At 42.7% G+C, this 25,249-nt stretch carries 23 protein-coding genes and 1 pseudogene; 13 read left to right on the forward strand and 11 right to left on the reverse strand.

The window, feature by feature from the left end; genetic code table 11:
• Positions 1 to 21 precede the first annotated feature (21 nt).
• Positions 22 to 1,386: an LLM class flavin-dependent oxidoreductase gene (locus RMZ95_RS07295; protein WP_322684422.1), complete on the reverse strand. Its 1,365-nt coding sequence runs from the start codon at positions 1,384 to 1,386 to the stop codon at positions 22 to 24.
• Positions 1,387 to 1,531: 145 nt separating this feature from the next.
• Here RMZ95_RS07295 and RMZ95_RS07300 point away from each other — a divergent pair, with 145 nt between their 5' ends.
• Both RMZ95_RS07300 and RMZ95_RS07305 read left to right on the forward strand, forming a co-directional pair.
• Complete coding sequence (locus RMZ95_RS07300; RefSeq protein WP_322684423.1) at positions 1,532 to 1,708, forward strand: hypothetical protein; 177 nt, start codon at positions 1,532 to 1,534, stop codon at positions 1,706 to 1,708.
• A 323-nt stretch (positions 1,709 to 2,031) separates the two neighbouring features.
• Positions 2,032 to 2,310, forward strand: a pseudogene (locus RMZ95_RS07305) (heavy metal translocating P-type ATPase); the annotation flags it as partial.
• A 191-nt stretch (positions 2,311 to 2,501) separates the two neighbouring features.
• On the opposite strand, the gene RMZ95_RS07310 reads toward RMZ95_RS07305, so the two are convergent.
• Positions 2,502 to 3,485 (reverse strand): CHAD domain-containing protein, encoded by a 984-nt coding sequence (locus RMZ95_RS07310; protein WP_322684424.1) that lies wholly within the window; start codon positions 3,483 to 3,485, stop codon positions 2,502 to 2,504.
• Positions 3,486 to 3,886: 401 nt separating this feature from the next.
• Between RMZ95_RS07310 and RMZ95_RS07315 the strand changes: the two genes are divergently transcribed.
• Positions 3,887 to 4,957: a DUF3616 domain-containing protein gene (locus tag RMZ95_RS07315; protein ID WP_322674456.1), complete on the forward strand. Its 1,071-nt coding sequence runs from the start codon at positions 3,887 to 3,889 to the stop codon at positions 4,955 to 4,957.
• A 30-nt stretch (positions 4,958 to 4,987) separates the two neighbouring features.
• On the opposite strand, the gene RMZ95_RS07320 is transcribed toward RMZ95_RS07315, so the two are convergent.
• Positions 4,988 to 5,392, reverse strand: coding sequence for an NIL domain-containing protein (locus RMZ95_RS07320; protein ID WP_094347724.1), 405 nt, complete (start codon positions 5,390 to 5,392; stop codon positions 4,988 to 4,990).
• A gap of 382 nt (positions 5,393 to 5,774) precedes the next feature.
• Between RMZ95_RS07320 and RMZ95_RS07325 the strand changes: the two genes are divergently transcribed.
• From RMZ95_RS07325 to RMZ95_RS07335, 3 genes are all read left to right on the forward strand, one after another.
• The gene (locus RMZ95_RS07325) at positions 5,775 to 8,969 is read left to right on the forward strand and encodes a response regulator (protein ID WP_322684425.1); all 3,195 of its coding nucleotides are present in this window, start codon (positions 5,775 to 5,777) and stop codon (positions 8,967 to 8,969) included.
• Positions 8,941 to 9,327, forward strand: a complete 387-nt coding sequence (locus RMZ95_RS07330) for a response regulator (protein ID WP_322674459.1) — start codon at positions 8,941 to 8,943, stop codon at positions 9,325 to 9,327. Before RMZ95_RS07325 ends, RMZ95_RS07330 begins: the two co-directional genes overlap by 29 nt.
• A gap of 430 nt (positions 9,328 to 9,757) precedes the next feature.
• Positions 9,758 to 10,516 (forward strand): sterol desaturase family protein, encoded by a 759-nt coding sequence (locus tag RMZ95_RS07335; RefSeq protein ID WP_322674460.1) that lies wholly within the window; start codon positions 9,758 to 9,760, stop codon positions 10,514 to 10,516.
• Positions 10,517 to 10,614: 98 nt separating this feature from the next.
• On the opposite strand, the gene RMZ95_RS07340 is transcribed toward RMZ95_RS07335, so the two are convergent.
• Both RMZ95_RS07340 and aroF read right to left on the reverse strand, forming a co-directional pair.
• Complete coding sequence (locus tag RMZ95_RS07340) at positions 10,615 to 10,917, reverse strand: hypothetical protein (protein ID WP_322684426.1); 303 nt, start codon at positions 10,915 to 10,917, stop codon at positions 10,615 to 10,617.
• A 401-nt stretch (positions 10,918 to 11,318) separates the two neighbouring features.
• Complete coding sequence (aroF, locus tag RMZ95_RS07345; protein WP_322684427.1) at positions 11,319 to 12,188, reverse strand: 3-deoxy-7-phosphoheptulonate synthase; 870 nt, start codon at positions 12,186 to 12,188, stop codon at positions 11,319 to 11,321.
• A gap of 1,082 nt (positions 12,189 to 13,270) precedes the next feature.
• Between aroF and RMZ95_RS07350 the strand changes: the two genes are divergently transcribed.
• The 4 genes from RMZ95_RS07350 to RMZ95_RS07365 all read left to right on the forward strand — a co-directional run bounded on the left by RMZ95_RS07350 (position 13,271) and on the right by RMZ95_RS07365 (position 16,169).
• Positions 13,271 to 13,765, forward strand: a complete 495-nt coding sequence (locus RMZ95_RS07350) for a hypothetical protein (RefSeq protein WP_322674463.1) — start codon at positions 13,271 to 13,273, stop codon at positions 13,763 to 13,765.
• 173 nt (positions 13,766 to 13,938) lie between these two features.
• A complete protein-coding gene (locus tag RMZ95_RS07355) occupies positions 13,939 to 14,610 on the forward strand; it encodes a pentapeptide repeat-containing protein (RefSeq protein WP_322663773.1) in 672 nt (223 codons plus the stop codon).
• A gap of 180 nt (positions 14,611 to 14,790) precedes the next feature.
• Complete coding sequence (locus RMZ95_RS07360; RefSeq protein ID WP_322684428.1) at positions 14,791 to 15,645, forward strand: DUF72 domain-containing protein; 855 nt, start codon at positions 14,791 to 14,793, stop codon at positions 15,643 to 15,645.
• Between the two features lie 83 nt (positions 15,646 to 15,728).
• Positions 15,729 to 16,169: a hypothetical protein gene (locus RMZ95_RS07365; RefSeq protein ID WP_322684429.1), complete on the forward strand. Its 441-nt coding sequence runs from the start codon at positions 15,729 to 15,731 to the stop codon at positions 16,167 to 16,169.
• A 174-nt stretch (positions 16,170 to 16,343) separates the two neighbouring features.
• Here RMZ95_RS07365 and RMZ95_RS07370 read toward each other — a convergent pair whose 3' ends face one another.
• The 4 genes from RMZ95_RS07370 to RMZ95_RS07385 form a co-directional block, all read right to left on the reverse strand.
• Positions 16,344 to 16,751, reverse strand: coding sequence for a VOC family protein (locus tag RMZ95_RS07370; protein ID WP_322684430.1), 408 nt, complete (start codon positions 16,749 to 16,751; stop codon positions 16,344 to 16,346).
• Between the two features lie 240 nt (positions 16,752 to 16,991).
• Positions 16,992 to 17,402 (reverse strand): VOC family protein, encoded by a 411-nt coding sequence (locus tag RMZ95_RS07375; protein ID WP_322684431.1) that lies wholly within the window; start codon positions 17,400 to 17,402, stop codon positions 16,992 to 16,994.
• A gap of 22 nt (positions 17,403 to 17,424) precedes the next feature.
• Positions 17,425 to 17,868: a YybH family protein gene (locus RMZ95_RS07380; RefSeq protein ID WP_322674470.1), complete on the reverse strand. Its 444-nt coding sequence runs from the start codon at positions 17,866 to 17,868 to the stop codon at positions 17,425 to 17,427.
• Between the two features lie 35 nt (positions 17,869 to 17,903).
• Complete coding sequence (locus RMZ95_RS07385; RefSeq protein WP_322674471.1) at positions 17,904 to 18,263, reverse strand: YciI family protein; 360 nt, start codon at positions 18,261 to 18,263, stop codon at positions 17,904 to 17,906.
• Between the two features lie 268 nt (positions 18,264 to 18,531).
• On the opposite strand from RMZ95_RS07385, the gene RMZ95_RS07390 reads away from it, so the two are divergent.
• From RMZ95_RS07390 to chrA, 3 genes are all read left to right on the forward strand, one after another.
• Positions 18,532 to 19,785: an RNA polymerase sigma factor gene (locus RMZ95_RS07390; protein ID WP_322684475.1), complete on the forward strand. Its 1,254-nt coding sequence runs from the start codon at positions 18,532 to 18,534 to the stop codon at positions 19,783 to 19,785.
• A gap of 516 nt (positions 19,786 to 20,301) precedes the next feature.
• Positions 20,302 to 20,742: a beta-lactamase hydrolase domain-containing protein gene (locus RMZ95_RS07395; protein WP_322684432.1), complete on the forward strand. Its 441-nt coding sequence runs from the start codon at positions 20,302 to 20,304 to the stop codon at positions 20,740 to 20,742.
• Entirely contained in the window at positions 20,739 to 21,959 is a 1,221-nt protein-coding gene (gene chrA, locus RMZ95_RS07400; RefSeq protein ID WP_322684433.1) for a chromate efflux transporter, read from the forward strand. The genes RMZ95_RS07395 and chrA overlap by 4 nt, the downstream gene beginning before the upstream one ends.
• A gap of 243 nt (positions 21,960 to 22,202) precedes the next feature.
• Here chrA and RMZ95_RS07405 read toward each other — a convergent pair whose 3' ends face one another.
• On the reverse strand, positions 22,203 to 23,510 hold the full coding sequence (locus tag RMZ95_RS07405) for a CO2 hydration protein (RefSeq protein ID WP_322684434.1): 1,308 nt from the start codon (positions 23,508 to 23,510) through the stop codon (positions 22,203 to 22,205).
• Between the two features lie 98 nt (positions 23,511 to 23,608).
• Positions 23,609 to 25,105, reverse strand: coding sequence for an NADH-quinone oxidoreductase subunit M (locus RMZ95_RS07410; RefSeq protein ID WP_322674476.1), 1,497 nt, complete (start codon positions 25,103 to 25,105; stop codon positions 23,609 to 23,611).
• Positions 25,106 to 25,249: the final 144 nt, after the last annotated feature.

The raw sequence follows: 25,249 nt of genomic DNA on the forward strand, positions 1-25,249 counted from the left end.
AGTGCAGATATGAAAAATCATTTACGCCAACACCAATCTTTCATCTAGTTGTTTAGCAGCAAAACGATTAGCCGGACGACGCAATCCCAGGTTTTCGCGCAAAGTACTGCCTTCGTATTCAGTACGGAACAGTCCGCGTTTTTGCAGGACGGGAACGACTAGGTTAACGAATTCATCCAATCCTGTGGGAAGGATTGGCGGCATGATATTAAAGCCATCTGCTGCACCATTGTTGAACCATTCTTCTAGTTGGTCAGCAATGGTTTCGGGAGTACCGAGTATGGTGCGATGACCTCGTGCGGTAGCAAGAGAGAGATACAACTGGCGCAGCGTGAGAGTCCCACGAGTAGCCAAATCTCTAACTAGTTTGAGACGACTTTTGTTAGTGTTGGTGTCGCTGGGTAGTTCGGGAGCCACATCATCTAAAGAATATTTCGACAAATCCACGCCCTTGTAATAGTTCTTTAAAATCCCCCAAGCGACATCGGGATGGATTAACGATTGCAAGAATTCGTATTTTTCTTGAGCTTCTGATTCAGTACGGCCAATGATTGGGAAAGCACCAGGCATAATTTTGAGATCGTCTGGCGATCGCCCATATTGTGCTAGCCTACCTTTGACATCAGCATAAAACTCTTGGGCATCGGCTAGGGTTTGATTGGCGGTGAAAATCACCTCAGCAGTACGTGCAGCTAAGTCCCGTCCCGATTCCGAGGCTCCAGCCTGAACAATCACCGGATAACCTTGGGGCGGACGACCAACGTTTAAAGGGCCTTTTACAGAGAAATATTTGCCCTTGTGGTTCAATGTATGCAGTTTATCAGGATCGAAATAGACACCAGACTCTTTGTCACGGATGAAAGCATCGTCTTCCCAACTATCCCATAGACCTTTCACCACTTCCACAAACTCTTCAGCTCGTTCATAACGCTGGCTGTGTTCTGGGTGATGCTCAAGTCCAAAATTACGTGCAGCATTCTCATTGCCTGTAGTGACTACATTCCATCCGGCCCGGCCTTTACTCAAGTAGTCTAGGGAAGCAAACTTACGTGCCAAGGTGTAGGGTTCTTCATAAGTGGTCGAAGCGGTGGAAATGAAGCCGATTTTTTGAGTTACAGAGGATAAGGCCGAGAAGAGGGTAACAGGCTCAAAATGGGCAATTTTACCATTGCGATGCTGAGTTTCTGGAGCGCCGCCCCAGACTCCTGGACTATCTGCCAAGAAAACTGCATCGAATAAGCCGCGTTCGGCGGTTTGGGTAATTTCTTTGTAATGCTCAAAATTCAGTCCCGCATCTGCTTGTGAATCGGGGTGTCGCCAAGCAGAGACATGGTGTCCGGTGGCTTGAATGAATGCACCTAAACGAATTTTGCGTGTTGTACTCATATATTTTTCTTTGCTTATAGTGCGTTAGCGGAGCGTCTCGTGGAGAAAGCTTAGGCTCGGTATGGCTGATTTGCGCTACGCCAGTTATGATTACTACTGCTACAAAAGGTAGGCATTCACCTCTTGCTAGACACTGAATGTCGTCATGCAAAGCTTTTCTAGTAACTTGCCGTTCAGTTACCTACTAATTGCTCAAAAATCAAATAACCGAACTGTAAGTCAGGTTAATACCACACCAGAATTAGGAATTCTGCTGCTTGGCGCTCTAATCACCATAAATTTATCTAGTAATTTTACTTACCAGATAGAGCCTACACAATAAATACAAAAAAAGATGTGCTGGAAATCACAATAACACGAAAAACTAATAATTAGTTTTTCAAACATTAAGTATTGCAAATTAATTATTTACTGAGTATATAGTTATTTATGGTATTGAAAGCTTATTGCACAATTCTCTAGGTTCCTTTGACCGAATGACACTAAGTTAAGATATAGCCCTAGCCCTGACTGGTTCCCAGGCTGGGAATCCATTCTGGGAGGCTCTGCTGAAAGTGGCTATGATTGGATAATGAATCAATGCATTCACGTGGCTAAGTGTCGGGGTAGCATGGCGATCGTCGGGGTTTGATAGTGGTGCTTCCCATCGCCATTGCTACACTACCCGTTATCCAACAAGCATGGGAGGGTATTAGTGTAGAACAAAAATTGAATATTGACTTTTTGGATTTGATGGCGATCGCGATTACTAACTTCTAAGAGCAATTTCTCACACCATCGCTGATGCTCGGTTCAATTGAAGTCGGTGAAAATATCCGCGATCGCACGGCTCGTTCTTCTGCTCAACAAACTCTAGATTTACTTAGTTCTCTAGGGCAATTCGTCTGCGTGGAACGCAATGGCGACAAGCAAAAATTCCCATTGCATTAATTTTCAGGTTTTGGCTACAAAGTTTAGTTACTATTAGAAAATAGAGGCTCAAAGGTTGACTCAATCAAAGTTTCAGAATCTTGCTTCAATTATTTTCCAAGAGTGACAAAACAGGGCTAAACCAGTAGTGATAACACATTAGGAGAACTTCTATATCCACTAGCTGTAACAACAAAGAGTAACTTTTAACTGATTACTCCTGAAAGTGGGTGCAGTATTGTTAAATGAAAACTATGTCTGGTTTCAGTTTTAAGATACCGTTCTTGCAAAGGTTGCCACTGCTGCCACGACTGATAACGATTTTCAGTTAATAAATTAGCAAGGGTGGGCAACTTAGTGTGAATTTCTGATTTATATACATCTCCAAGCCAGTCAGTTAAAACGGCACTATCTTGCATCGTACCCAAAATTTCTTGGATATTTTTCACTTCTGTAATATAAGCTTCGTAAGACTCGCCATATAAGTCAGTAAATAACTCCATTTGATAGCGTATACGTTTAGCTTCTTTTCGCAAACTATGAATATTTTCACCTTCTGTTGTCAATTGTTTTTCTATCTTTTTTGGTTTCCAGTTTTTCTGGATCTTCACTTCTGATTCTACAATTTCAGTACCAACTAGCCAACCTGGATGCAATAAGAAGTTACTCACTTCTGGTAAAAGTAAGTCTGGTAGTACTTGCTGAATGGCAATAGATGCCAAAGGTTGATAAGTAGGTTTTTCTAACCACTTATCCAATGCATCTTTTAAAGACTTGTAAGATTCATCGTTTAATGTTTTCTGTACGCTCGATTCTACATCTTCACGTTGTTTCGCCAAAGCTGTAAAAGCTGTTTGCAGAGATTCCTGTTCTTTGCGGGGTAAGTTTGGTTTATAATTGTTTTCCAAACTTTCTTTAAGTACGTCTAAATCTCGCAGATTACCAAGACGACGAGCTATTTTACCAATATTTTTATCGCTGACTGGTTTCGACAGATCCACTGCTAGCCCAAACCGAGTTACCGCTGTCCGTAGGCGGCGCATTCCCACTCGCATTTGGTGCAGCGCTTCTGGATCTTCATCTTTCTTTACTGATTTTTCCCACTTCAAGGTTTTCTTAAAGTGTTTTTCAATCGCTTGGTAGGCATAGTCACCGAGAGTTTTTACTGTAGTTTGTGTAGCTAATTTCATAATTTATCTCAATTATTACCTCACGAAGTTATTGCATAATAACAACATTATTTAAAAAAATGCATCTACTTTTGATATTTTTTTAGCTATGAGGATTGCCAGGTATGCTTATAACTATTGATAGTTGCATCTTATCTTATAAATATGCAATATCTATCAAAGGATTACAATCATCTCATCCCCCTTAAGTTGAGATGAGATATATAGGACTCATATTTGATTGCGTGAAAAAAACTCAGTACAGCTTTATTCCTTCTTCCCAGTCCCCAGTCCCTAGTCCCTACGATTAATTCAGAAATCAAATCAGATTGCTATAGTTTGGATAACAAAATTTTACGATAATCAAACCATATATTATAATAGCATGGCTAGTATTTTTGTAAATATCAATATAATTTAAAATGTCAAACTTACATCATTTGCTAAATCAAGTTTTATTGACTTTTGTAGATTCTTTTAAAGAGCATAGAGAAGATTTATCAGCACTGCTACTAACACATCAGAAGTATTTATGGTTAGGGTCAGATGAAACTTCAACTATTGAGCGTCTTTCTTTGATTGATACTGAGAAATTTACAGATCATCAACAATTTCGTGTAGCAGAATTTATCGATTTACCTGCACCAGAAGAGGAAGAAATTGATATAGAGGGACTAGCTTACACGGATAATTACTTATGGTTTGTTGGTTCTCACAGCTACAAACGTAAAAAATCCAAACCCGAAAATACAGATGCCAAGAACTTTAAAAGGCTAGCAAAAATTGAATCAGAACCTAACCGTTACATTTTAGGTCGAATTCCTCTGATAGACGGTAAGCTATTCTCATCTTGCCCACATCCCGAAAAGCCAGATGTGCAATTGACTGCCAGTAAATTAGAGGTGACGAATCAGGGTAATTTGCTGATGACAGCTTTGGCAGATGATGCCCATTTAGGCTTGTTTATTAAGGCAGGAATTCCCGGAAAGGATAATGGCTTTGATATTGAAGGAATAGGCATTTATCAAAACCGCGTCTTTCTGGGTTTGCGCGGGCCTGTATTGCGAGGTTGGGCTGTGGTGCTGGAAATAGAGTTAGAAGATTCTACCCCTGGACTGATGAAACTAAAGCAAATTGGAGAATTGCAGGAGTTATATAAAAAGCATTTTATCTGGTTGAATGGTTTGGGAATTCGAGATTTGTATGTAGATGATAAAGATTTGTTGATTTTAGCTGGGCCAACGATGGATTTAGATGGCCCCGTGCAAGTTTATCGCTGGGTAAATGGTGTGAATATGCGAGAAAATGTCTTCAGCAATCCCGATTTTGTGCAAGATATTCCTTATGGAAATCGGGAAGAACACGCTGAAGGAATGACGCTGTTTCAGGATGTAACTGGCATACCTTCGCTATTGGTAGTTTATGATTCTCCAGCAAAAAGTAGGCTGGTGGGTGATGATAGTGTAATGGCGGATGTGTTTAAGTTGGGCTAACTTTAATCTTGATTTTGGGATTTTAGATTGTTAAATGTTAGTAGAAATTGCTTGTACGGGACAGGTGGGGATACACTGTTCGCAGACGATACAGCGCGATCGCGTGAATGTCAACTTGTATGTCTCTGGCTGGAGGGTGAGGGCTTCGGTAGGACAAACCCCAGTACACAAGCCACAGTGAACACACACATCCTCGTCGATCGCAATTTCGCCTAACGTCGAAGAAACATTAACATTACGCGATCGCATCCACTCGATCGCCGCATCTAATTGATCGATGTCTCCCGATAATTCCACTACCAATTTGCCAATTTGATTTGGGGCAACTTGAGCGCGGATAATATTAGCGGCGACGTTGAACTCTTTAGCCAGTACGTAAGTGACTGGCATTTGCACGGCGCGTTTCGGGAAGGTGAGTGTTACTCGTTTTTTCACAGGTTTAGCAGAGGGTTTTTTCTGTTGTAACGTATTGAGAGTTTTATCGAAACAATCGGGTCTAAAACCTCGCCTTTTAAGGCAAAAGTTTGGCAAGCGGGGTATAAATCCCCGTTACAAAAACGGCCTCCTACCTCCTGCCTTCGTTAACAGTCCTTTCCTACAGTAAGTTGCACGAACGAGCAAGGCATCTGCTCCTGGGCAGGTAGCTAGAAAATCCAATTAAAATTAATCAATATTGATATTTGTTAATATTGGAAACCGCAAATATAGACCTTTTGGAAGATGCTTTAAAAATCAGTATTGATACTATATTAAACTTGCCATTTAAATTTATTACTTGTTATCTGTTATATCCATTTTAACTTGGAAAGCTTTTAACATGAAAATTTTAGTTGTCGAAGATGACGAGTTAAGTGCATATTCACTCACCTGCGTTTTAACTAACCAAAACTACGCGGTTGAAGTTGCCACTGATGGTGATACTGCTTGGAATTTTATTCAAACTTACGATTATGATTTAATCCTTCTAGATGTAATGTTGCCCAAACTGGATGGCATTAGTCTTTGTCGTCAAATTCGGTCTAGTGGTCTGCAAATGCCAATATTATTATTGACAGGGTGCGATAGTAGTCATGAGAAAGCGATCGGACTAGATGCAGGCGCAGATGACTACGTAGTTAAACCCTTTGACGCAGAAGAGTTAATTGCTCGTGTTCGGGCACTGTTGCGTCGCAGAGGTGTAACCTCACAACCTGTACTGGAGTATGGTGGATTGCGGCTAGACCCTAGTAGCTGTGAAGTGATGTATGCTGAAAAGCTGTTGGCACTTACTCCCAAAGAGTATGCTCTTTTAGAACTATTCTTGCGAAATACTCGTCGGGTGTTTAGCTGCGGCATGATTTTAGAACATCTGTGGTGTTATGAAGACACTCCACAAGAAGAAGCTGTTCGCACCCATATCAAAGGGTTACGACACAAACTCAAAGCTGTAGGAGCGCCCAGTGATTTGGTTGAAACAGTTTACGGTATTGGCTATCGGCTGAAATCACTGGCAGAGGAGAAGGGGGGCACTTCGGCTACGCTCAGTGACCGGGGGGCAGCACTTCGGCTACGCTCAGTGACCGAGGGGCAGAGGGGCAGCACTTCTCTACGAGAGGCTGCGCCAACGGCTACGCTCAGTGACCGAGGGGCAGAGGGGCAGGGGGGCAGAGGGGCAGAGGAGCAGAGGAGCAGAGGGGAATTAGATTGTGAAAAATCCTTGGTTCCTAATCTCAAATCACAACAGCAAACATTAATGGCAGTTGCGGAAATTTGGCAACGATTTCAAAAGCGGGTAGACGAGCAGGTGAGGGTGCTGGAGGAAGCGATCGCAACTTTAAACCAAAATAGTTTAAATCCCGATTTGCGATCACTTGCAGCCAAAGAGGCGCATACTTTGGCGGGATCTTTAGGCACTTTTGGCTTGCCTCTTGGCTCTAAATTAGCACGCAATATCGAACTGTTACTGAGTTCTGGTCAAACCCTGAGTCAATCTGAAATTAGCAACCTCAAAAGTTGGGTAAAGTTATTGCGTCGGGAAATTGACGGAAACGAAGTAGCAGCAATATCTGCATCACCAACGCCACAGGTTTTAGAAACAGTCACACAACCACTGGAAAATGACCTTCATGCAGAAACTAAAATATTGGTTGTGGATGACGATCCGCAAATTCAGGCATTTTTACAAACCTTACTTAGTCCTTGGGGACTAAAAGCGATCGCTCTTGAAGATCCGCGTCAGTTCTGGGAAATCTTAGAAATAATTACGCCAGATATGCTGATTCTGGATGTGGAATTACCTTATACAAATGGTATAGAACTTTGCCAATTAGTACGCAACGATTCGCGCTGGTGTGAGTTACCGATTCTATTCCTGACTGTGCATAGCGATGCCGAAATGGTAAATCAAGTGTTTAGCGTTGGTGCTGATGACTTTGTAAGTAAGCCCATTGTTGGGCCAGAACTAGTAACCCGGATCGTCAATCGCTTAGAACGGATGAAATTGCGGCAGCGCGTCGTGCAGGGAGGCAGGGAGGCAGGGAGGCAGGGGGGCAAGGGGGCAGGGGAAGCAGGGGGAGCAGGGGGAGCAGGGGAAGATAGAGTAGTGAATTCTTCTTTGCCTCGCTCATCTCTCAATTTACAAGCCATCAACGAACTGGAATTGCGAGTAGCAGAGCGCACTGCTGAGTTAATTCGGGTGAATCAACAGTTGCAGTCACAACTTGATGAACGTCAACGGACACAAGGAGAATTACGGTTCTCTCAAGCTCGATTTGCACGAATTTTAGATATTGCTGATGATGCAATTATTTCCATTAACGGGTTCCAAAGCATCACTTTGTTTAATCAAGGAGCAGAGAAGATTTTTGGCTACTCGGCTCAGGAAGTGATTGGACAAGGACTTGATTTACTCTTACCGCAGCGTTTTTTTCAAGCGCATCGTCAACATGTGGTTGACTTTGGTCAATCTCCCAATGTTGCCCGTCGGATGGGAGAACGGCGTGAAATCTACGGACGCCGCAAGGATGGTACTGAATTTCCAGCCGAGGCTTCTATCTCCAAAATAGAGATGGCTGAGGAAATATTTTATACGGTTATTTTACGAGATATCACAGAGCGCAAACTAATTGAACGCATGAAAGATGAATTTGTCTCTGTTGTTAGTCATGAACTCCGCACACCTTTAACTTCGATTCACGGCTCTCTAGGAATGCTAGCCAGTGGTTTGCTAGCAACAAACTCAGAGCAGGGAAAACGCCTATTGCAAATTGCCACTGATAGCAGCGAACGCCTAGTACGTTTAATCAACGACATCCTAGACATTGAGCGCATCGAGTCGGGTAAGGCGAAGATGGAACCAGAAATCTGCAATATTGTTGACTTGATCGTTCAAGCAGTAAATGTCATGCAGCCTCTGGCTGACAAAGCAGGAGTGAAAGTATCCGTTTCTGCCGAATCTGGGCAAGTATTGGCAGATTGCGATCGCATTGTCCAAACATTGACCAATCTATTGAGTAACGCCATTAAATTCTCGTCTGCTGGATCTACGGTTTGGTTGGGGGCGCAACCACAAGAGAATGAAGTTTTGTTGACAGTCAAAGATATCGGACGCGGTATCCCAACAGACAAACTTGAGAGTATCTTTGAGCGCTTTCAACAAGTTGACTCTTCAGATTCACGTAACCATGACGGAACTGGTTTAGGTTTGGCAATTTGCAAGAGCATTATGCAACAACACAGCGGACGCATCTGGGCTGAAAGTGTATTAGGTGAAGGTAGCACTTTTTACGTCACTCTGCCATTATTTCGGGCTTTCCAAAATCCTGATTTAGAAGACTCTTCCAACATTCTCTTAGTTCATAGTAGTTACGAGCCAACTACAAATAGCCAACAAAGTCCAGATGCAGAATTTTTGAGCAACGGGCGTGTGACTACTAAGGAATTTGAACAACGGGTGATGAAATTACTTCAGAGCATTACCCCGAAGCAACAAGAGGATAGCAGCGATGACAACAAAGCAAATTCTAGTGGTTGATAACGAGCAGTATATTCAAGAAGTTGCCAAGATTTGCTTGGAAACAGTCGCAGGCTGGAAAGTAGTGACTGCGAGTTCTGGTCAAGAAGGCATAATTAAAGCTGAGACTTACCAACCAGATGCAATTTTATTAGATGTGATGATGCCAGAGATGGATGGCATCACAACCTTTGAAAAGTTACAAGCCAATCCATTAACCAAAGCGATTCCAGTAATTTTGTTAACTGCTAAAATCCAGGCTTCCGATCGCCGTCGCTATAATCAGATGGGAATGATTACCGCGATCGCAAAACCATTCAATCCTCTAGAATTAGCTGCTGAAGTAGCCGTAGCCTTGGGCTGGAGCCTAGAAAAGTAGAACAAAATCTATAGCAAATTAATTTATAAAAAATAGACTAGGGAAAAGTAATTTAAACGTTTTTTAGGTGTTAAAAAACACAATGGGTAAAATAAATTTAATTGTTGTTGAAATACCTCATAGAAACGAACGACTTAAATAAATTGTAACTTAGTTACAAGATTAGCTATTTACTACAATTTCAGTCAAACAAGAACCTTTTTTTAGGAATAGTAATAACTTATGTTTATATATGCAATAAAATTAGTTCAATTTTTATTATAAAAATTAATATATATTATCTGAACTACTTGATGCTGTAAAATAAGCAGTGGATTTTGTCGATTAACAAATTAAATCTTAATTTGGTTATTTTTGGTAATGAAGACCAAAAAAATCAGACATAATCAGTATTTTCATTTCACCAAATTAATCTTACGGATGGGTCTAATTGACGAACCACTCATTTTGGTATTATTGCTTTTTCTTCTTCGGCATCACTCTTGCCCGATACTTTCTGATTGCCGGCGGAGCATACTTGCTCTTTTATTTAGTTTTAGGAACGTCTCTTACCAACAAGAGTTTGCGTTTGAAACCGTTGATGAATTGTGCCATTAAAAAGGATATTGAATTATCAGTAATCTCCACAGTAGTTTTTGCTATTTCTGGAGCATTTATGATCTCAGAGTATAATTTGGGAGCAACCCTGCTATACGCTGACATCTGGAAATACGGACTGTGGTATTTAATAGTTAGCTTTATTGCAGTACTAATTCTTCAAGATACCTACTTTTATTTTATCCATCGGATGTTTCACCATCCTCGAATTTTTAGATGGATGCATTTTGGACACCACCGTTCAGGAGAGCCAACACCCTGGAGTTCTTCTGCCTTCGACTTACCAGAAGCAATTGTACAAGCACTTTTTTTTGTAGGTGTAAGCTTCATAGTTCCCCTGCATTTCGTCACTTTAGTTGCCGCACTTATAACTATGACAGTATGGGCAGTGTTTACTCATCTCGGATTTGAGCTATTTCCTTCCTCATCTAAAAGTGACTGGATTGGAAAGTGGCTTATTGGTTCTATGCATCATTCCATACATCATCGTAAGTATAAAGTACACTACGGTTTGTATTTTACGTTTTGGGATAAACTGCTTGGGACTGAAGATCCTAATTATGAAAACGAAATCCACATAAGAGAGTTTTAACTACAGCAGTCCTAAATCATTTTTTTCTGTTGGCTGTTATTAGTCATTTGTCCTTTGTAATCACAAATGACAAAGGACAAAGGACAAATGACTACTGACTATTTAATTTTTGTCGAATTCTCAAGCTTGTTTGGATTCACCCAACGATTGACAAATTCGTTGTTAGGTTTGTACACCTTGATTTGCACTTGCTTGGAACTTAACTTGACTATTTCGGCAGGAATTCTTTGGACATCGCTAGAATCAGTGCGGGGCTTGTAAAGCCAAATGACTTTTTGCCCAACTTGAAAGTTGTTAAGATGATTAGTTAAAGAAGGCGTACTGTCTGCCCAAGATGGGAAAGCAATTACTAAGTTGATTAAAAGTACTAAGACCACTAAAGTGATTTGAAAAAGCTTCATAATCATTGCACTTGTCTTAGGCTTGATGGGGCAATCAATCTGGTGCTCTAGCATTTAGTTATTATCCTTGTTTAGATTCTCAGAGTTGAAAGATCGGTATACTAAAATTTCTTTGGGCAATTTAGTAAAAGTTAAAATATCTACTGATTTCAGGATAAAACGACTTAGAGAATAAAATCAAATAGTCTTATTTGTTAAAACGATAACTTATATTTATATATAGGAATCCGGTTTGATTCCTATAAGAGTTATATATAGAAGATTGTGTTGTAAAAATACGTTTGAGAACAAATGGAATAGCTGGAGTAACAAGTTTATTTTACGAAAGCGATCGCTGTTTGCCGTCAACCCAAAATAAATCTTTTGGCTGAGATATTGAAGCGATCGCTTGAAGCTGAAATTTAAGCCGCCCAAAAAATCGGGGCAGGTGACAAACCCGCCCCAACATCTGATATACTCCGTCCAACGGCTGTAGCTACAGGCTTTAAACTATTAACTAAATGCACCATATCTTCTAAAGAAAGTGCTTGACGGGCATCAGAAACAGATTTTTCTGGTTCTGGGTGACATTCAATAATTAATCCATCTGCACCGCAAGCGATCGCAGCCCTAGCTACAGGTGCGACCAACTCCCGTTTGCCGACAGCATGGGAAGGATCTACAATTACAGGCAAGTGAGTTATTTGCTTGAGTGCTGCCACTGCTCCTAAATCTAGGACGTTACGGGTGTAATCGTCGAAACTGCGGATACCTCTTTCGCACAACACCACATCAGGATTCCCGTGACTAAGGATATATTCAGCAGCCATGACGAATTCTTCAATAGTCGCTGCTAAACCACGTTTGAGCAGTATTGGTTTACCAGCTTGTCCCAAAGCTTTGAGCAAATCAAAGTTTTGCATATTGCGGCTACCAACTTGCAGCATATCAGCGTGGGCGGCGACTACTTCAATTTGGGAAATTGACATCACCTCCGTGACAACTGGCATATTGTAATGCGATCGCACCTTGGCTAAAATCTCTAATCCTGACTCTCCCATACCTTGGAAAGCGTAGGGAGATGTGCGGGGTTTGTAGACACCGCCACGCAACCCCTGTACTGATGCAGTAGATAGCCTTTGGGCGACTATCTCCATTTGTTCTAAGCTTTCAACAGTGCAGGGGCCGCCGATAATTACCAGTTCTTTACCGCCGAAAGCGACTTCTTTCGAGATTTTAACGATTGTCTGGTGGTTGAGATGGGCTTGTGCAGCAAGTTTGGCATTAATCATGATTACATTCTCCTGAAAAGTTAAGTATTGGGGATTGGGGATTGGGGATTGGGGATTGGGCATTGGGCATTGGGCATTGGGGATTGGGGATTGGGGATTGGGAATTGGTTATTAATTCTTCTCCCTCATTCCCTCATCTCTCCCTTGTCTCCGTTGTCCGTCTATTCCCAATGCCCCATTCCCATTCCCAAATAATAAAAAAGCCCGAAACCTTTAAAAGTTCCGGGCGCGTTCTGATTCATTGGCATGACGCTATTTACCCGGAATTTATTCTGGGCCAAAAGTAAAAGCCATAAAACCAACTAATGAAATAAGTCATGACAATGAAATTCTCCTTAAAAAAACAAAAACCGCAGAGTTTGCTCTGCGGTTCACCGGGCGGTTTCCATTAGGAAACTTAATTCACCCCCGGTGAACCACCCTAAACCAAAAATAAAAATAGGAATTTGTGTTAAGCATTTGCGGGCTTTTTACTAGAAAACTTAAGAAATATACCTATCTAATGTAAACGTAGCAGCAAGAGTGGGCTTTGTCAATACCTGCACAAACTATAAAAAAACGATAGACTCAGTACAACTCTGGGGATTAAGACTATAACGCTTTGCACAATTCAAAATCACATTCTGTTCTGATTGTACTAGTTGCTTATTTGCGTAGACGAAAAAAGCGGTGAGGGGGTCGCAGTCTTGGCGGTTCCGTCAATTGCGAACCTCCGAACCCGTTGGCGCAGCCTCTCGTAGAGAAGGGCTTGTCATTAAAGATCGCAATAGTTACAGCAGTTTGCAACTAAATAAGGTACATAACCAAGGATTCACAAATCAAATTATTCTTCTGCCTCCTGCCTTTTGCCTCCTGCCTCCTGCCTCCTGCCTCAAAACCAGTGGCTTTATACCTTATGCAAAAGAAAACTGCTGTATATAACCTCAGAAGAAAAATTCAGGATTGAGAAGTTAAAATATATAATTCTCCTGACTTCATCTTACGAAAGCTTATTGCAGGAAATTGACAACCGCCATACCGCCATACATTATTACCCAAGTTCTCATTGACCAGATCAATTTTTTAGGATCATCTGTCTCATTATGCCCAGTTCCAAAATCTTAACCCAATCTTTCGACTATTATGGAGCTTACCCCTGCCCAGTCTGTCGAATAGGTAAGATTTCTCACATGCCATTGATGGAAGCTATGGCTTGTGACTTTTGCCAAGAGATTTTTACAGTCAACTTAGAGCAACAGCAAATCAAGATGCCTTCTAGGCAACCACCTTTAACTTGGCGTTGGAATGGGTTTAATTGGACAGAAGGCCAGTTGGAAGGTATGGAATTAGGTTGGGGTTATGGATTAGCAGCAGCAGTTTTTATAATTCTTCCCACTACTCTAATTGGCATAGTAGCTTACTATTTTCCTGCTAATCTGAAAGAACCCATTACCTGGATGCCATATATTTGGACAATATTAACTTTCTTATCACATTTATCAATTATTGTTTGGATTTATATTGAAGTTTATCAGATTCCAATTGCAGCATATTTTCGAGCGATCGCTCGATGGAGAAATGGAGAGATGGGGAGATGAGAAATCAATTAAAAATTAAAAATTAAAAATTAAAAAACTTCTGCCCCCTGCCCCCTGCCCAATGCCCCATGCCCAATGCCCCATGCCCCATGCCCCATAATCCATAACAAATGATGCAGCGTATAAATGACTCCATCACTCATAATTAAGTTGATTGTCCACCAAAATATCGTATGAGCGATCTGGAGCGGTACTATAGAGTTTTGGAATTAGAGCCTGGAGCAACACTTGAAGAAGTGAACCAGGCTTACAAAGATTTAGTTTTTGTTTGGCATCCCGATCGCATTCCCAAAGACAATCTCCGTTTACAGCAGAAAGCACAAGACAAGCTGAAAGCTATAAATGAAGCTCGTGAAAAGTTGCGCTCTCTAAAAACCAAACATCAAACCACACATCAAACTACATATCAAACCACACATCACTCACCGTCACCTCAACAAGAAAAACCATCTCAACCAACTCAGAAACCACCAAAGCAAAACTCAGACTTGAGTGGCAAAGACTACAGTCGGGCAAATTTGAGCAATAAAGACTTATCTGGCAGAAATCTAAGTTATGCCAATTTGAGCGGTGCTAATCTCAGCGATACCTTTATGCACAAAGTCAACCTCAGAGGTGCAAATTTATCTGAAGCAAATTTATTTCGGGCAAATCTACTTTTAGCCGATCTCAGGGAGGCAAATTTACGCGCTGCTAATTTGATTGGAGCGGATCTTAGTGGAGCCGACTTGCGAGGAGCCGACTTGACGGGAGCGCGGATTCGCTCTGGTGAGCGCCTTCTGGTTAAATTAGTTGGTACTAACTTAGCAGGGGCAATTATGCCTGATGGCTCAATTTATCAATAACTGAGGTTGCGCCATAACACCAAAATCCTCATGTAGAGACGCGATTTATCGCGTCTTAAAAAACCAATTATCCAGACTAATAATACCAATTTGAAACAAGTCGGGAATCTGACCTAGCTTTATCCATCCCTACAACCTGCGTGTAAAATTGGATATGATACATCAAGGCTTTTAGGCATTGTGAACTTTTTTATCGGTTGTGCTGTTTGGGCATATAAAGGTTGGGTAGGCGAACTCTATCCCCAAGGTACTCGCACTGCTGATTTTCTCCATCTCTACAGTCGTCGCTTCACCACTGTAGAAGGTAACACTACCTTTTATGCCGTGCCTAACCAAGAAACTGTAACTCGTTGGGCTGCCGAAACACCAACAGGTTTTGAATTTTGTCTAAAATTACCGCGAGATATTACCCATCAAGGGTTGCTAAAACCTTATATTCCAGCTGCTTTAAATTTTTTGGAGGGGATGCGCCCTTTAGGTAAGCATCTTGGCCCAATTTTTGCCCAGTTACCACCCAGCTATGCACCTGCATTACTTGACGATTTGTCCAACTTTCTGGAAGCTTGGCCGCGTACACAAGCACCCCTAGCAGTGGAAGTTCGGCATCCCGACTGGTTCAAAGAACCCCATGCTAGTAATTTGACAGCGCTTTTAGAAAAGTTAGGTGTCGGACGAGTACTGTTAGACTCGCGTCCCATTTACACTGGAGATGATGACCCCCAATTACAATCGGAACGGCGCAAACCTAAATTACCGTTGCAATTGAGTGTGACAGCACCTTTTACTCTGATTCGGTTTATTTCTCATCCGAATTTATCAGTGAATCAGCCATTTATGGAAGAGTGGGTAAGGCAGATTCAGCAATGGTTACAGATGGGAGTGCGAATTTATTTCTTTGTCCATTGTCCAATAGAAGCGCGATCGCCCAATACAGCCCGTCACTTCCAACAGCTATTGGAACAGAATGGCACACCAGTTCCACCCCTACCTTGGAATAATCTTGAGCATCCCCCCAATCAACTCAGTTTATGGTAATCCTATTTAGTAGATAATTGGGGTTGTAATACTTTTCTGTTAAAGAAAAAACTTTCAGAGCAGTTCTACCAAAGGAGGTTGAGATGAGTCGTCTTCTTTATGAAAATTCAGTTTCATATAAAGGATATCTCATAATTCCATTTGTTTTTGGCAAAGCGGATAATTACGAGATTTATTCGTATAAATTGTTATATGAAATTGGACACAAAAGCCAATTTCATAAAGCAGAAAATCCAGCAGGAATCTATGGAAGTGGCGTTAGTAACATTATTGATATTGCTAAAGAGCATATCGATCAAAATTCCGAGTTTGTTCATCGGGGGGATAGTTTTAAGTCTCGCTATGTTTATCGGAACAATTTGATTATCATCTTCCAAGAAGGAGACAAATATTTTTATGACCATTATCCACCAGAGTTATTAAATAATATTGCAGCTCCAAAGTTATTCAAATCTGAATATGAATGTCTGAATTGGATTAAGCAAGGGTTTGATGGGCGACATCTATGGCAAAGAGCTATTTGAAGAAGGTAGGAGTATTTGCATTTGTGTATTACAGCAGTTTTCATGTATTTGAACCACACTTGTGTAGAGGCGCAAGGCCTTGCACCCCTACCGCGTGGTCTATTTACTTGAAAATAGCTGTAATATAGCTGTAATTTGTAATTTTGCCTTGCAGTATTATTTAAATGTCTGCAATCAACCTTGATTTATTGCGCTTGGCTCCATGTAGATAATTTCCCAAATGTGGCCATCTAAGTCAGCAAATCCATGTCCATACATAAAACCGTGATCTTGCGGTTCATTGTAGGTTGTTCCACCAGCAGCGACAGCCTTGCGAATCATTTCATCAACTTGTTCTCGGCTATCAGAAGATAAACACACAAGCACTTCTGTGCTTTTTGTGGCATCACAAATTTCTTTGGGAGTAAACGTCTTAAACTTTTCATGAGTCAAGAGCATGACGAAAATGTTTTCGGACACAATCATACAAGTGGAAGTTTCGTCAGTGAATTGAGAATTAAACTCAAAGCCGAGTTGAGTAAAAAACTCGATCGATTGATTGAGGTTTTGAACTGGCAGATTAACAAAAATTTGAGTACTCATGAATTCTTCTTTTGAATTATTGCACAGTGAAAGATCGGCGAAAAAGCGCTGAGGTTTTACAGGGAAGATGCCCATAAGCACCTCCCCACAAGTCATATCATGTTCGCTTGATTACTTACTAAACCCCAAGAACCCCACCCCGCCAAAGCTATGCTTTGTCTCCCCTCCCCGCCGGCGGGGAGGGGCTGGGGGTGGGGTGCAATGACTATGGGAATCACAACTAATTACCCGGACATGATATCAAGCAGTTTTCTGGCAGTTGACCATCCAGGGAATGCCGAATTGATCGACCAACATACCAAAGCGGACAGACCAAAAGGTTTGATCGATCGGCATCTTCACTTTTCCGTTTTCTGCTAAGGTATGAAAGATGCGTTCTGCCTCCGCTGGCTCGTCAACGCTGATTTGCACGGAAAAGCCTTGGGGTGTTTCAAAATATCCAGGCGGACTGTCAGACCCCATCAAGAGGCGATCGCCCAGATCGAGGCAGACGTGCATGATTTTGTCATGCCATTCGGCAGGTATATGCTCGGCTGAGGGTGCATCCCCGTGGGTCATCATCATGACAATTTTGCCACCAAGACAGTGTTCGTAGAACTTGAACGCGGCTTCACAGTTGCCGTTGAACATGAGATAAGGATTGAGTTTCATGGTGTTGGCTCAGTAGATTCGGCTATGGGTTGAGCGTGAATACAGCTTGAGAAGTCTCTGGATCGAATGGAACCGAGAGATGTTCGTGTAATATCTGCCATTCGCCTTGATTTTTCTGGCAGACAGAGGTGACGCGCATCCAGGTCTGCATTGCTGGATGGTCTTGGCTTCCTGTGAAGCGAAATAGCCAATGTGCAACTGCTAAGTCTTCACTGGCGGTAATCTTCAGGTCTCGTGTTTCAATCTCAAAGGTGTCGGGGAAGTAAGGCAAACATTCTTTCCACACTTGACGCCAAGCATCTTTTCCTTGGGTTTGGAAAGGAGGTTTAACATCGAAGACGATAATCTCGTTGGCATAGTGGGACATGATTTGCTCAACATCCTTGGCGCAGATAGCGCGTTGTTGCTCGGCAATTAGTTGGCGAATCTGAACTTCATTAGTGGCGATCGCGTTTTTGGTTGTCATCGTCATCTCTCCTTTTGGGTTGAGGTTGAGTGCAGTTACGAATTCTCTGGCAAACCTGCAACTTCAATTACAGGTCGAATTTCAACAGTGCCGACGTGCGCGCCTGGAATCCGCGCGGCGATCGCGATCGCTTCGTCGAGATCCTGAGCATTAATCAGAAAAAAACCGCCTAATTGTTCGCGAGTTTCTGCAAACGGCCCGTCAGTTATTAATGGTTTGCCCTCGCGCACCCGAATGCTGGTTGCAGTTGCCACAGGGTGGAGTGGGGCGGTTGCGAGATACTGCCCCTTCGAGTTGAGTTGTTGTGCCAGTTGTGCGGATTCAACATAACAATGTTCCCGTTCAGTTTGGCTCAGGGCATTTTCCTCCAGGTAAATCAGTAGCAAATATTTCATCAGGTTGCCTCCTTTATTTCCCGTTGTTACTTCCCTTTGTCAGTAAGTCGAACGGTGCTGACTCAAATCGACACTCCACCAAAAATTTTTATCGTTTAGTACGATCTGGGTATACCTCCGTTGTTTCCCTTTGTTAGTAAGTCGAACGGTGCTATCTCAAATCGACACCTCGCCAAAAATTTTTATCGAAGAAAAGAGAAAAACTGCCCCCTGCCCCACTTCGACTACGCTCAGTGACCTCCTGCCCCCTGCCTCCTTCAATTCAGGTATGATCCCAAACGCAAAAACAGACGTAAACCAAGCGATCGCCTCCCTTTACCAGGCTGAATGGGGGCGGATCGTCGCCATCCTCATCCGCTTGGTGGGAGATTTCGATGTGGCTGAAGAAGCAGTACAGGAAGCCTTTATCGCTGCCGTGAATCAATGGCAGTCTAGCGGCGTGCCCGATCTCCCCCGTGCGTGGATCGTCAAAACAGCCCGATACAAAGCCATCGATCGCCTCCGACGGCGGACACGGTTGACGGAAAAATTGGAATGGTACGCCGCCTCCGGGTTAATCCCAACCCGCGAGGAGCCAACTTACGATACAGACGAAATTCCAGACGATCGGCTGCGGCTGATCTTTACTTGCTGCCACCCAGCACTAGCGATCGAGGCGCAGGTTGCTTTGACGCTGCGGCTGCTGGGTGGACTTGAAACAGATGAAATTGCGCGGGCGTTTCTCGTGCCCACGGCAACGATGGCGCAACGGTTGGTGCGTGCCAAACGCAAGATTCGGGATGCAGGTATTCCCTATAAAGTGCCGGACACAAACGATCTGTCTGTGCGAGTAGACGCAGTGCTGACGGCGATCTATCTGATTTTCAATGAGGGCTACGCGACGACTAGGGGCGAGACGATGGTGAGGGCTGACCTCTGCACAGAAGCGATTCGGCTGGGTCGTCTCGTGAGGACGTTGATGGCACCCCAACCGCCCTCAGAAGTGACTGCACTGCTGGCGCTGATGTTGTTGCACGACTCCCGACGCGATGCCCGTTTGGATGAGGCAGGCGATCTGGTGTTGCTCGAAGATCAGGATCGTAGTCGCTGGAATCAACAGCAGATTGCTGAGGCGCTACCGCTCGTTGAAGAGGCATTGCGGGGCGAAATTGGTTCGTTTGCAGTGCAAGCAGCGATCGCGGCACTACATTGTCAGGCAGCACAAGCAGAAGAAACGGACTGGTTACAAATTGTCCGCCTCTACGATTTACTCGAACGTTTGCAGCCCTCGCCGATTGTTTCGCTGAATCGGGCGGTGGCGATCTCAATGATAGAAAGTCCTCAGACGGCTCTCAGACTGATTGATGAGCTTGCCCCTCAACTTAATGACTATCATCTATTTCACGCCACCCGTGCCGAGATGCTGCGCCGCATCGGAGCCTCAGCATCAGCCGCAGAGAGCTACGCGATCGCGCTCATGCTGGTTACTAATGACAGCGAACGTCGCTTTCTGGAACGTCGGCTGCGCGAAGTTCAGCCTTAAAGATAAGGGAATTTTACCAAGAAGCGATCGCACAGTAGAGATATATACAAATCTAAAGACTTTATTAAATAGCTACCCAGGTAAAAAATGGGTAGTTCTCCGCTATCTTTGAGCAAGCGATTCAGGGATAATTATTTCTATAGAAAAGCGCCAGCAAAAATTTTAGGCTGGTATTTAATAAACCGTATATAAAGCAAAGCCCTGAACTTTTATCAGGGCTTTTTAAATCTAAGTAGAGCAATCGCAGCCTTTTAAATCTGATTATTTCGTTGAAGCGATCGATTATTTATATAGTAGTGCTAGTACTAAAACGACTGATGGCAAGACTGGGGAAATTGATGCTGCGGGAAAACCGTGATTTTCATGTCTTCTCAAAATAGAAGCTGCTTTGCGTGAGTATTCTTTCCTTGGTCAAGGCATTTGCATTTTAGCCTCAACCACTCTACAAAAATTGCTCTATAAATAATCTACATAATAAACTACGATAAAGCTATCGGAATAGTGCTTTTAAAGATTATGAGCAACACTAAAAAAGTTAGTGACGACTTGAGCGCTGCTCCCCAACTAACTTCTGAGGAGTTAAAACAGGCAGCCCAAGAGGGATTTAAATCAGTGCTAAACCTGCGTTCTCCCGATGAAGCAGGTTTTCTCAGTGACGAACAGCAGCAAGCTGAAGCGGCTGGACTGCAATATGCTAATGTGCCATTAAAGCCTTCAGAAGCAAATCAAGAGCAAACAGAGTTAGCAATTCAGGAAATTGAGAACTTACCCAAACCAATTTTAATTCACTGTGCTGCTGGAGCCAGGGCTGGTGGTATCGCCTTGATTGCCAATGCTATTAGTGAAGGTCTGACTTATGAGGAAATTAGTCAGAAAGCTCAAGAGCTTGGTTTAAATTTAGAACAACCCCACCTCAAGCAATTCCTACTTGAAAAGTATATTGCCAAGCAAAAATGACTAACTCAGCACCAAGTCGTTTGGGTGAACTCGCCAACCTGTTTTTTAAATTGGGCGTTATCGGCTTTGGGGGCCCGGTTGCCCATATTGCCATGATTGAAGATGAAGTAGTTAAGCGGCGTCAGTGGTTGACAAGGGAGCATTTTCTAGATTTGTTGGGTGCAACTAACCTAATTCCTGGGCCAAATTCCACAGAAATGGCTATCCACATAGGATACATCTATGCAGGATGGCTGGGGCTGATTGTGTCAGGCGTTTGTTTTGTCTTGCCTGCGGTTCTAATTACTGGTGGGTTTGCTTGGGTTTATGTTGCTTACGGTACTCTACCCCAAATTACTCCTTTGCTTTATGGGATTAAACCGGCCGTTTTAGCAATTATCATCAATGCTCTGTGGGGGTTGGCCAAAAAGGCTGTGAAAACTCGCCAATTACTAGTAATCGCTTTCGCTGTAGCATTGCTGACATTGTTATTCAAATTAAATGAAGTAATTGCCCTATTAATTGGGGGATTGCTGGGTATGGTTTGGTTACATTCTGGCGAAAAAAACGATAAACCAGGAGATAAAGCCAACTTTCTGATTGCTAGTCTCAGTACAGGTGCAACTTTGAAAGCATCGGCTGTACTTGCTACATCGGTAGCGGCTGCATCTACTGTAGCCAATGTTTCTTTATGGCAATTGGGTTGGTTTTTTCTGAAAGTCGGTAGTGTTTTGTTTGGTGGTGGCTACCTGTTGGTGGCTTTTCTGCAAGGGGGATTAGTTCAAGAATACGGCTGGCTGACACAACAGCAATTATTAGATGCGATCGCAATTGGTCAATTTACCCCTGGGCCAGTACTTTCCACTGCTACCTTTATCGGTTATGTGATTGCTGGCATACCTGGCGCAATTGTTGCCACAATCGGAATTTTTCTACCTTCTTTTGTTTTTGTTGCTGCCCTGAATCCTCTAATTCCACGCTTACGAGCTTCTTCTTGGACTAGAGCATTTTTGGATGCTGTGAATGTTAGTGCTGTAGCCTTAATGGTTGTGACTACTCTACAACTGGGGACAGCAACTTTAACATTACCACAAGCCCCATTTGTAGATTTTCTCGGTTTGGCGATCGCGATCGTCTGTGCCATTTTAGCCATTCACTTTCGCATCAATGCTGCATGGTTAGTCTTTGGTAGCGCCTTCATTGGATGGGGTGCTTCACTCTTGGGCTACACTCGATGAAATTGCAAGTATAGCAAGGGACTGGGGACTGGGGACTGGGTGAAAAGCCTTTTTGTGTCTAAGTTTTATCGTCTGTTGATGTCCTAACCACCTTGCCTGTTGCTATATTTGAGATTACTCATAGCTTTTAGCTTGACTTTATATTATTAGCGATCGCATTTCCAATCCATTAGACATCTAATATAAAAGAATGTAGAGACGTAGCAGTGATACGTCTCTACAAAGGTTTTAGATGGAGATATTTTATCGATAATCTTGACTTTGAATGCTCCCTAAACGAGCAGCATCACGAATATTGTAGTCAGCACGGGTAAAGCGATTTAGCTGCATTTCAAAAAAGTCTCGATTAGCTTGTAAATGCTTGGGGTTTTGGTCATCTAATGGATATAAAAGTGCAGTTCGCAAGGCTTGAATTACCGCAGAAGTGACACAGTACATTGAACGTTGAAAACTCACTCCCAACTGAATCAACATATCTTCTTCACCCCGGCAATGTTGGCTGTAGTAATCCACAAGATATGGTGGTAAAAAATGCAACATATCTTGCATTAATAATGTTGGGGGAATGCCAGCAGTACCCACTGGGAATACATCAGCGTAAAGAATGCCATAGTGAAAGTCTTTTTGGTTTTCTGGCACTTGACGCGCTTGAGCATTATAAGATTTTGTTCCTCTAAAGGGTGAAGTGCGGTAGAAAACTGCTTCTACATAAGGTAGTGCAGCTTCGTATAACCACATGAAACCCTTAGATTTGGGGATAATTTCGTAGCATTCACCACGAATATAAACGTGATGGTAAATGGGACGACCTGCGATCGCAAATATACCATTAACTATGAAGCTCATCGCCTCTGGGACGCTGGTAATGGTACCTTCGTCATAGCGATCGGACATTTCAAAGAATACTGGGGCCATGATTTCCCAGAATAAGCCCAGGTTGGCGTAGTATGACATCTGGCGGCACTGTTCCAAAAACATATCGGGGAACAGCGTGTAAAGCCCCAGCATGACGGGGTTGCCTTGGAAGTAAGCTTTAATTGCTCGGTCAGCGTTGGCTTTGTATTCTTCAGAATCTAGGTAAGGGTCAAATTGTCCACCCATGCCTCTGTGCCACAACATCGCCCGCATACAAGCTTCCGCAAATTCCATGTTAATGCGATCGTGCAACAAGTGATGCAACAACTTCGGCATTTTGAAAGTTTCACCCTTTTCGATAAATGCCAAAAGTTCTGGATGTGCAGTAGCTTCGCCGCGCCAAATTCGTAAATCGGCATCATCACCAGCATAATGATTATGCAGTTCTAAATACTCTTTGGGTAAGAAGTATTTAAAGAAGGGAAGCGGGTTTAAAAATTCGCGTTCGGCAATATAAAGTAGGTCACGCCAGTAGAAATCCATCGGTACAGCATAAGCTTTATATAAACCGATGATTTGCATCAAATTTTCTGGAGTATCGGGTAACATTGCACCGCCTGCTTCTAAGCGGTGAATTACTTCGGCAAATTCGTGTGTGGAAGGAGGTAATTTAATTGCTGTTTTAATTGCTGTCATGGTAATCGTAAATTGGTAGAGACGCGATTTACCGCGTCTGTGGGATGGATTTTGAGACGCGATAAATCGCCGTCTCTACAAGTGTTTTTATCTATTTACTATTTCAGCGCAACTTCGGAGACTACGGTTTTTTCTAAGGGGGGAATTGCAGCTACCATTGTTGTAGTTGTGGATTCACTCCAACGCACTAACCAAGTGGGTTGTACTCCTAAAAAGATGATGAAAGCTGCCAAAATTAAAGCGGGGATTTTTTCAGACCACAGAACTTTAGGATAGTAGGCGAAGTTATCGAGTCTGCCAAAACAAGTGCGATTGAGGAGGATGAGAAAATAAACTGCGGTTAATCCACTAGCCACTATACACAAAATTGTTGGAATGGGGAAGGCAGAGAAACTACCTTGAAAGACGATAAATTCCGCGATAAATCCTGTTAAACCGGGAATACCTGCGCTAGCCATTCCGCTTAAAACTAGTAAGGCGCTAATTAGGGGTAAACCGCGTATGGGACTCATTAAACCATTGAGTTTATCTAACTCGCGAGTGCCAACTTTGGCTTCCACTACTCCCACCAAGTGGAAGAGAATTGCCAAGATGAGTCCGTGGCTGAACATTTGGGCGACTGCACCAACGAGTGCTAAGGGAGTACTAGCAGCACCAGCTAACAAAATATAGCCCATGTGACCAACGGAACTGTATGCTACCATGCGCTTGATATCTGTTTGAGCGATCGCAATTACTGCCCCATAAATAGCGCCGATTGCTCCCCAAATCGCTAGAGTCGGTGCAATAATACTCCAAGCATGAGGAAACATACCCAACCCAAATCGCAGCAATCCATAAGTTCCCAGCTTTGCTAACACGCCACCGAGAAGAATGGCAATTGGTGCTGAAGCCTCAACATAAGCATCGGGTAGCCAAGTATGGAAGGGAATTAAGGGAATTTTAATCCCAAAACCTAATACTATTCCTGCTAGTAAAAGGATTTGCTTTGTGGTTGAGAGGTTTTCTGTAGAGACTGCATCAAAAGCAAAATTGGTAGAACCACTAAGCCATACCATACCCAAGAATGTCGCTAGAATTAAAGCTCCCGAAACAGCAGTATAAATCAGGAATTTCATCCCAGCATAACCCCGTTTTGCCCCTCCCCAAATGGAAATTAGCAAATAGAAGGGGATTAATTCTAGTTCGTAAAATAGGAAGAATAGCAGCAAATTCTCTGCTAAAAAAGCACCTGCAACTCCTCCACTAACTAATAAAATCATGGAGTAGAATAGCCGGGGACGTTCAGTTTCTTGACTACTGCTGTAAATAGCAATCCAGGTGAGCAGGCTATTTAACACCAACATCAAGATAGAAAGCCCATCAACACCTATTTGATAGCTCAAACCAAGGGTTTCATTCCAAGGTAAATACTCTTTAAATTGCATTCCTGGATTGCTGATATCAAATTTTAGCAGGATAAACAGGTTCCAGAACAGAACTATTCCCGAAAATATTAATGATATTAAACGAATGCGATGCTTAGGTATACTTCCAGGTAATATTGCTATGATAATAGCAACAAAAATTGGGAGCCAAATCAAGACACTTAACATGGGAATTTTGTCCTTTGTTCTTTGTCATTTGTCATTTGTCATTTGTCCTTTGTCCTTTGTCCTTTATGACTCAATACGCTTCAGTTAAGAGAATAATAGATTGGATTGAGCGTATGCGTTACCCAACTAAAGTCTCGATAATGT

Source organism: Nostoc sp. DedQUE07, assembly GCF_034530975.2.
GTDB lineage: Bacteria > Cyanobacteriota > Cyanobacteriia > Cyanobacteriales > Nostocaceae > Nostoc.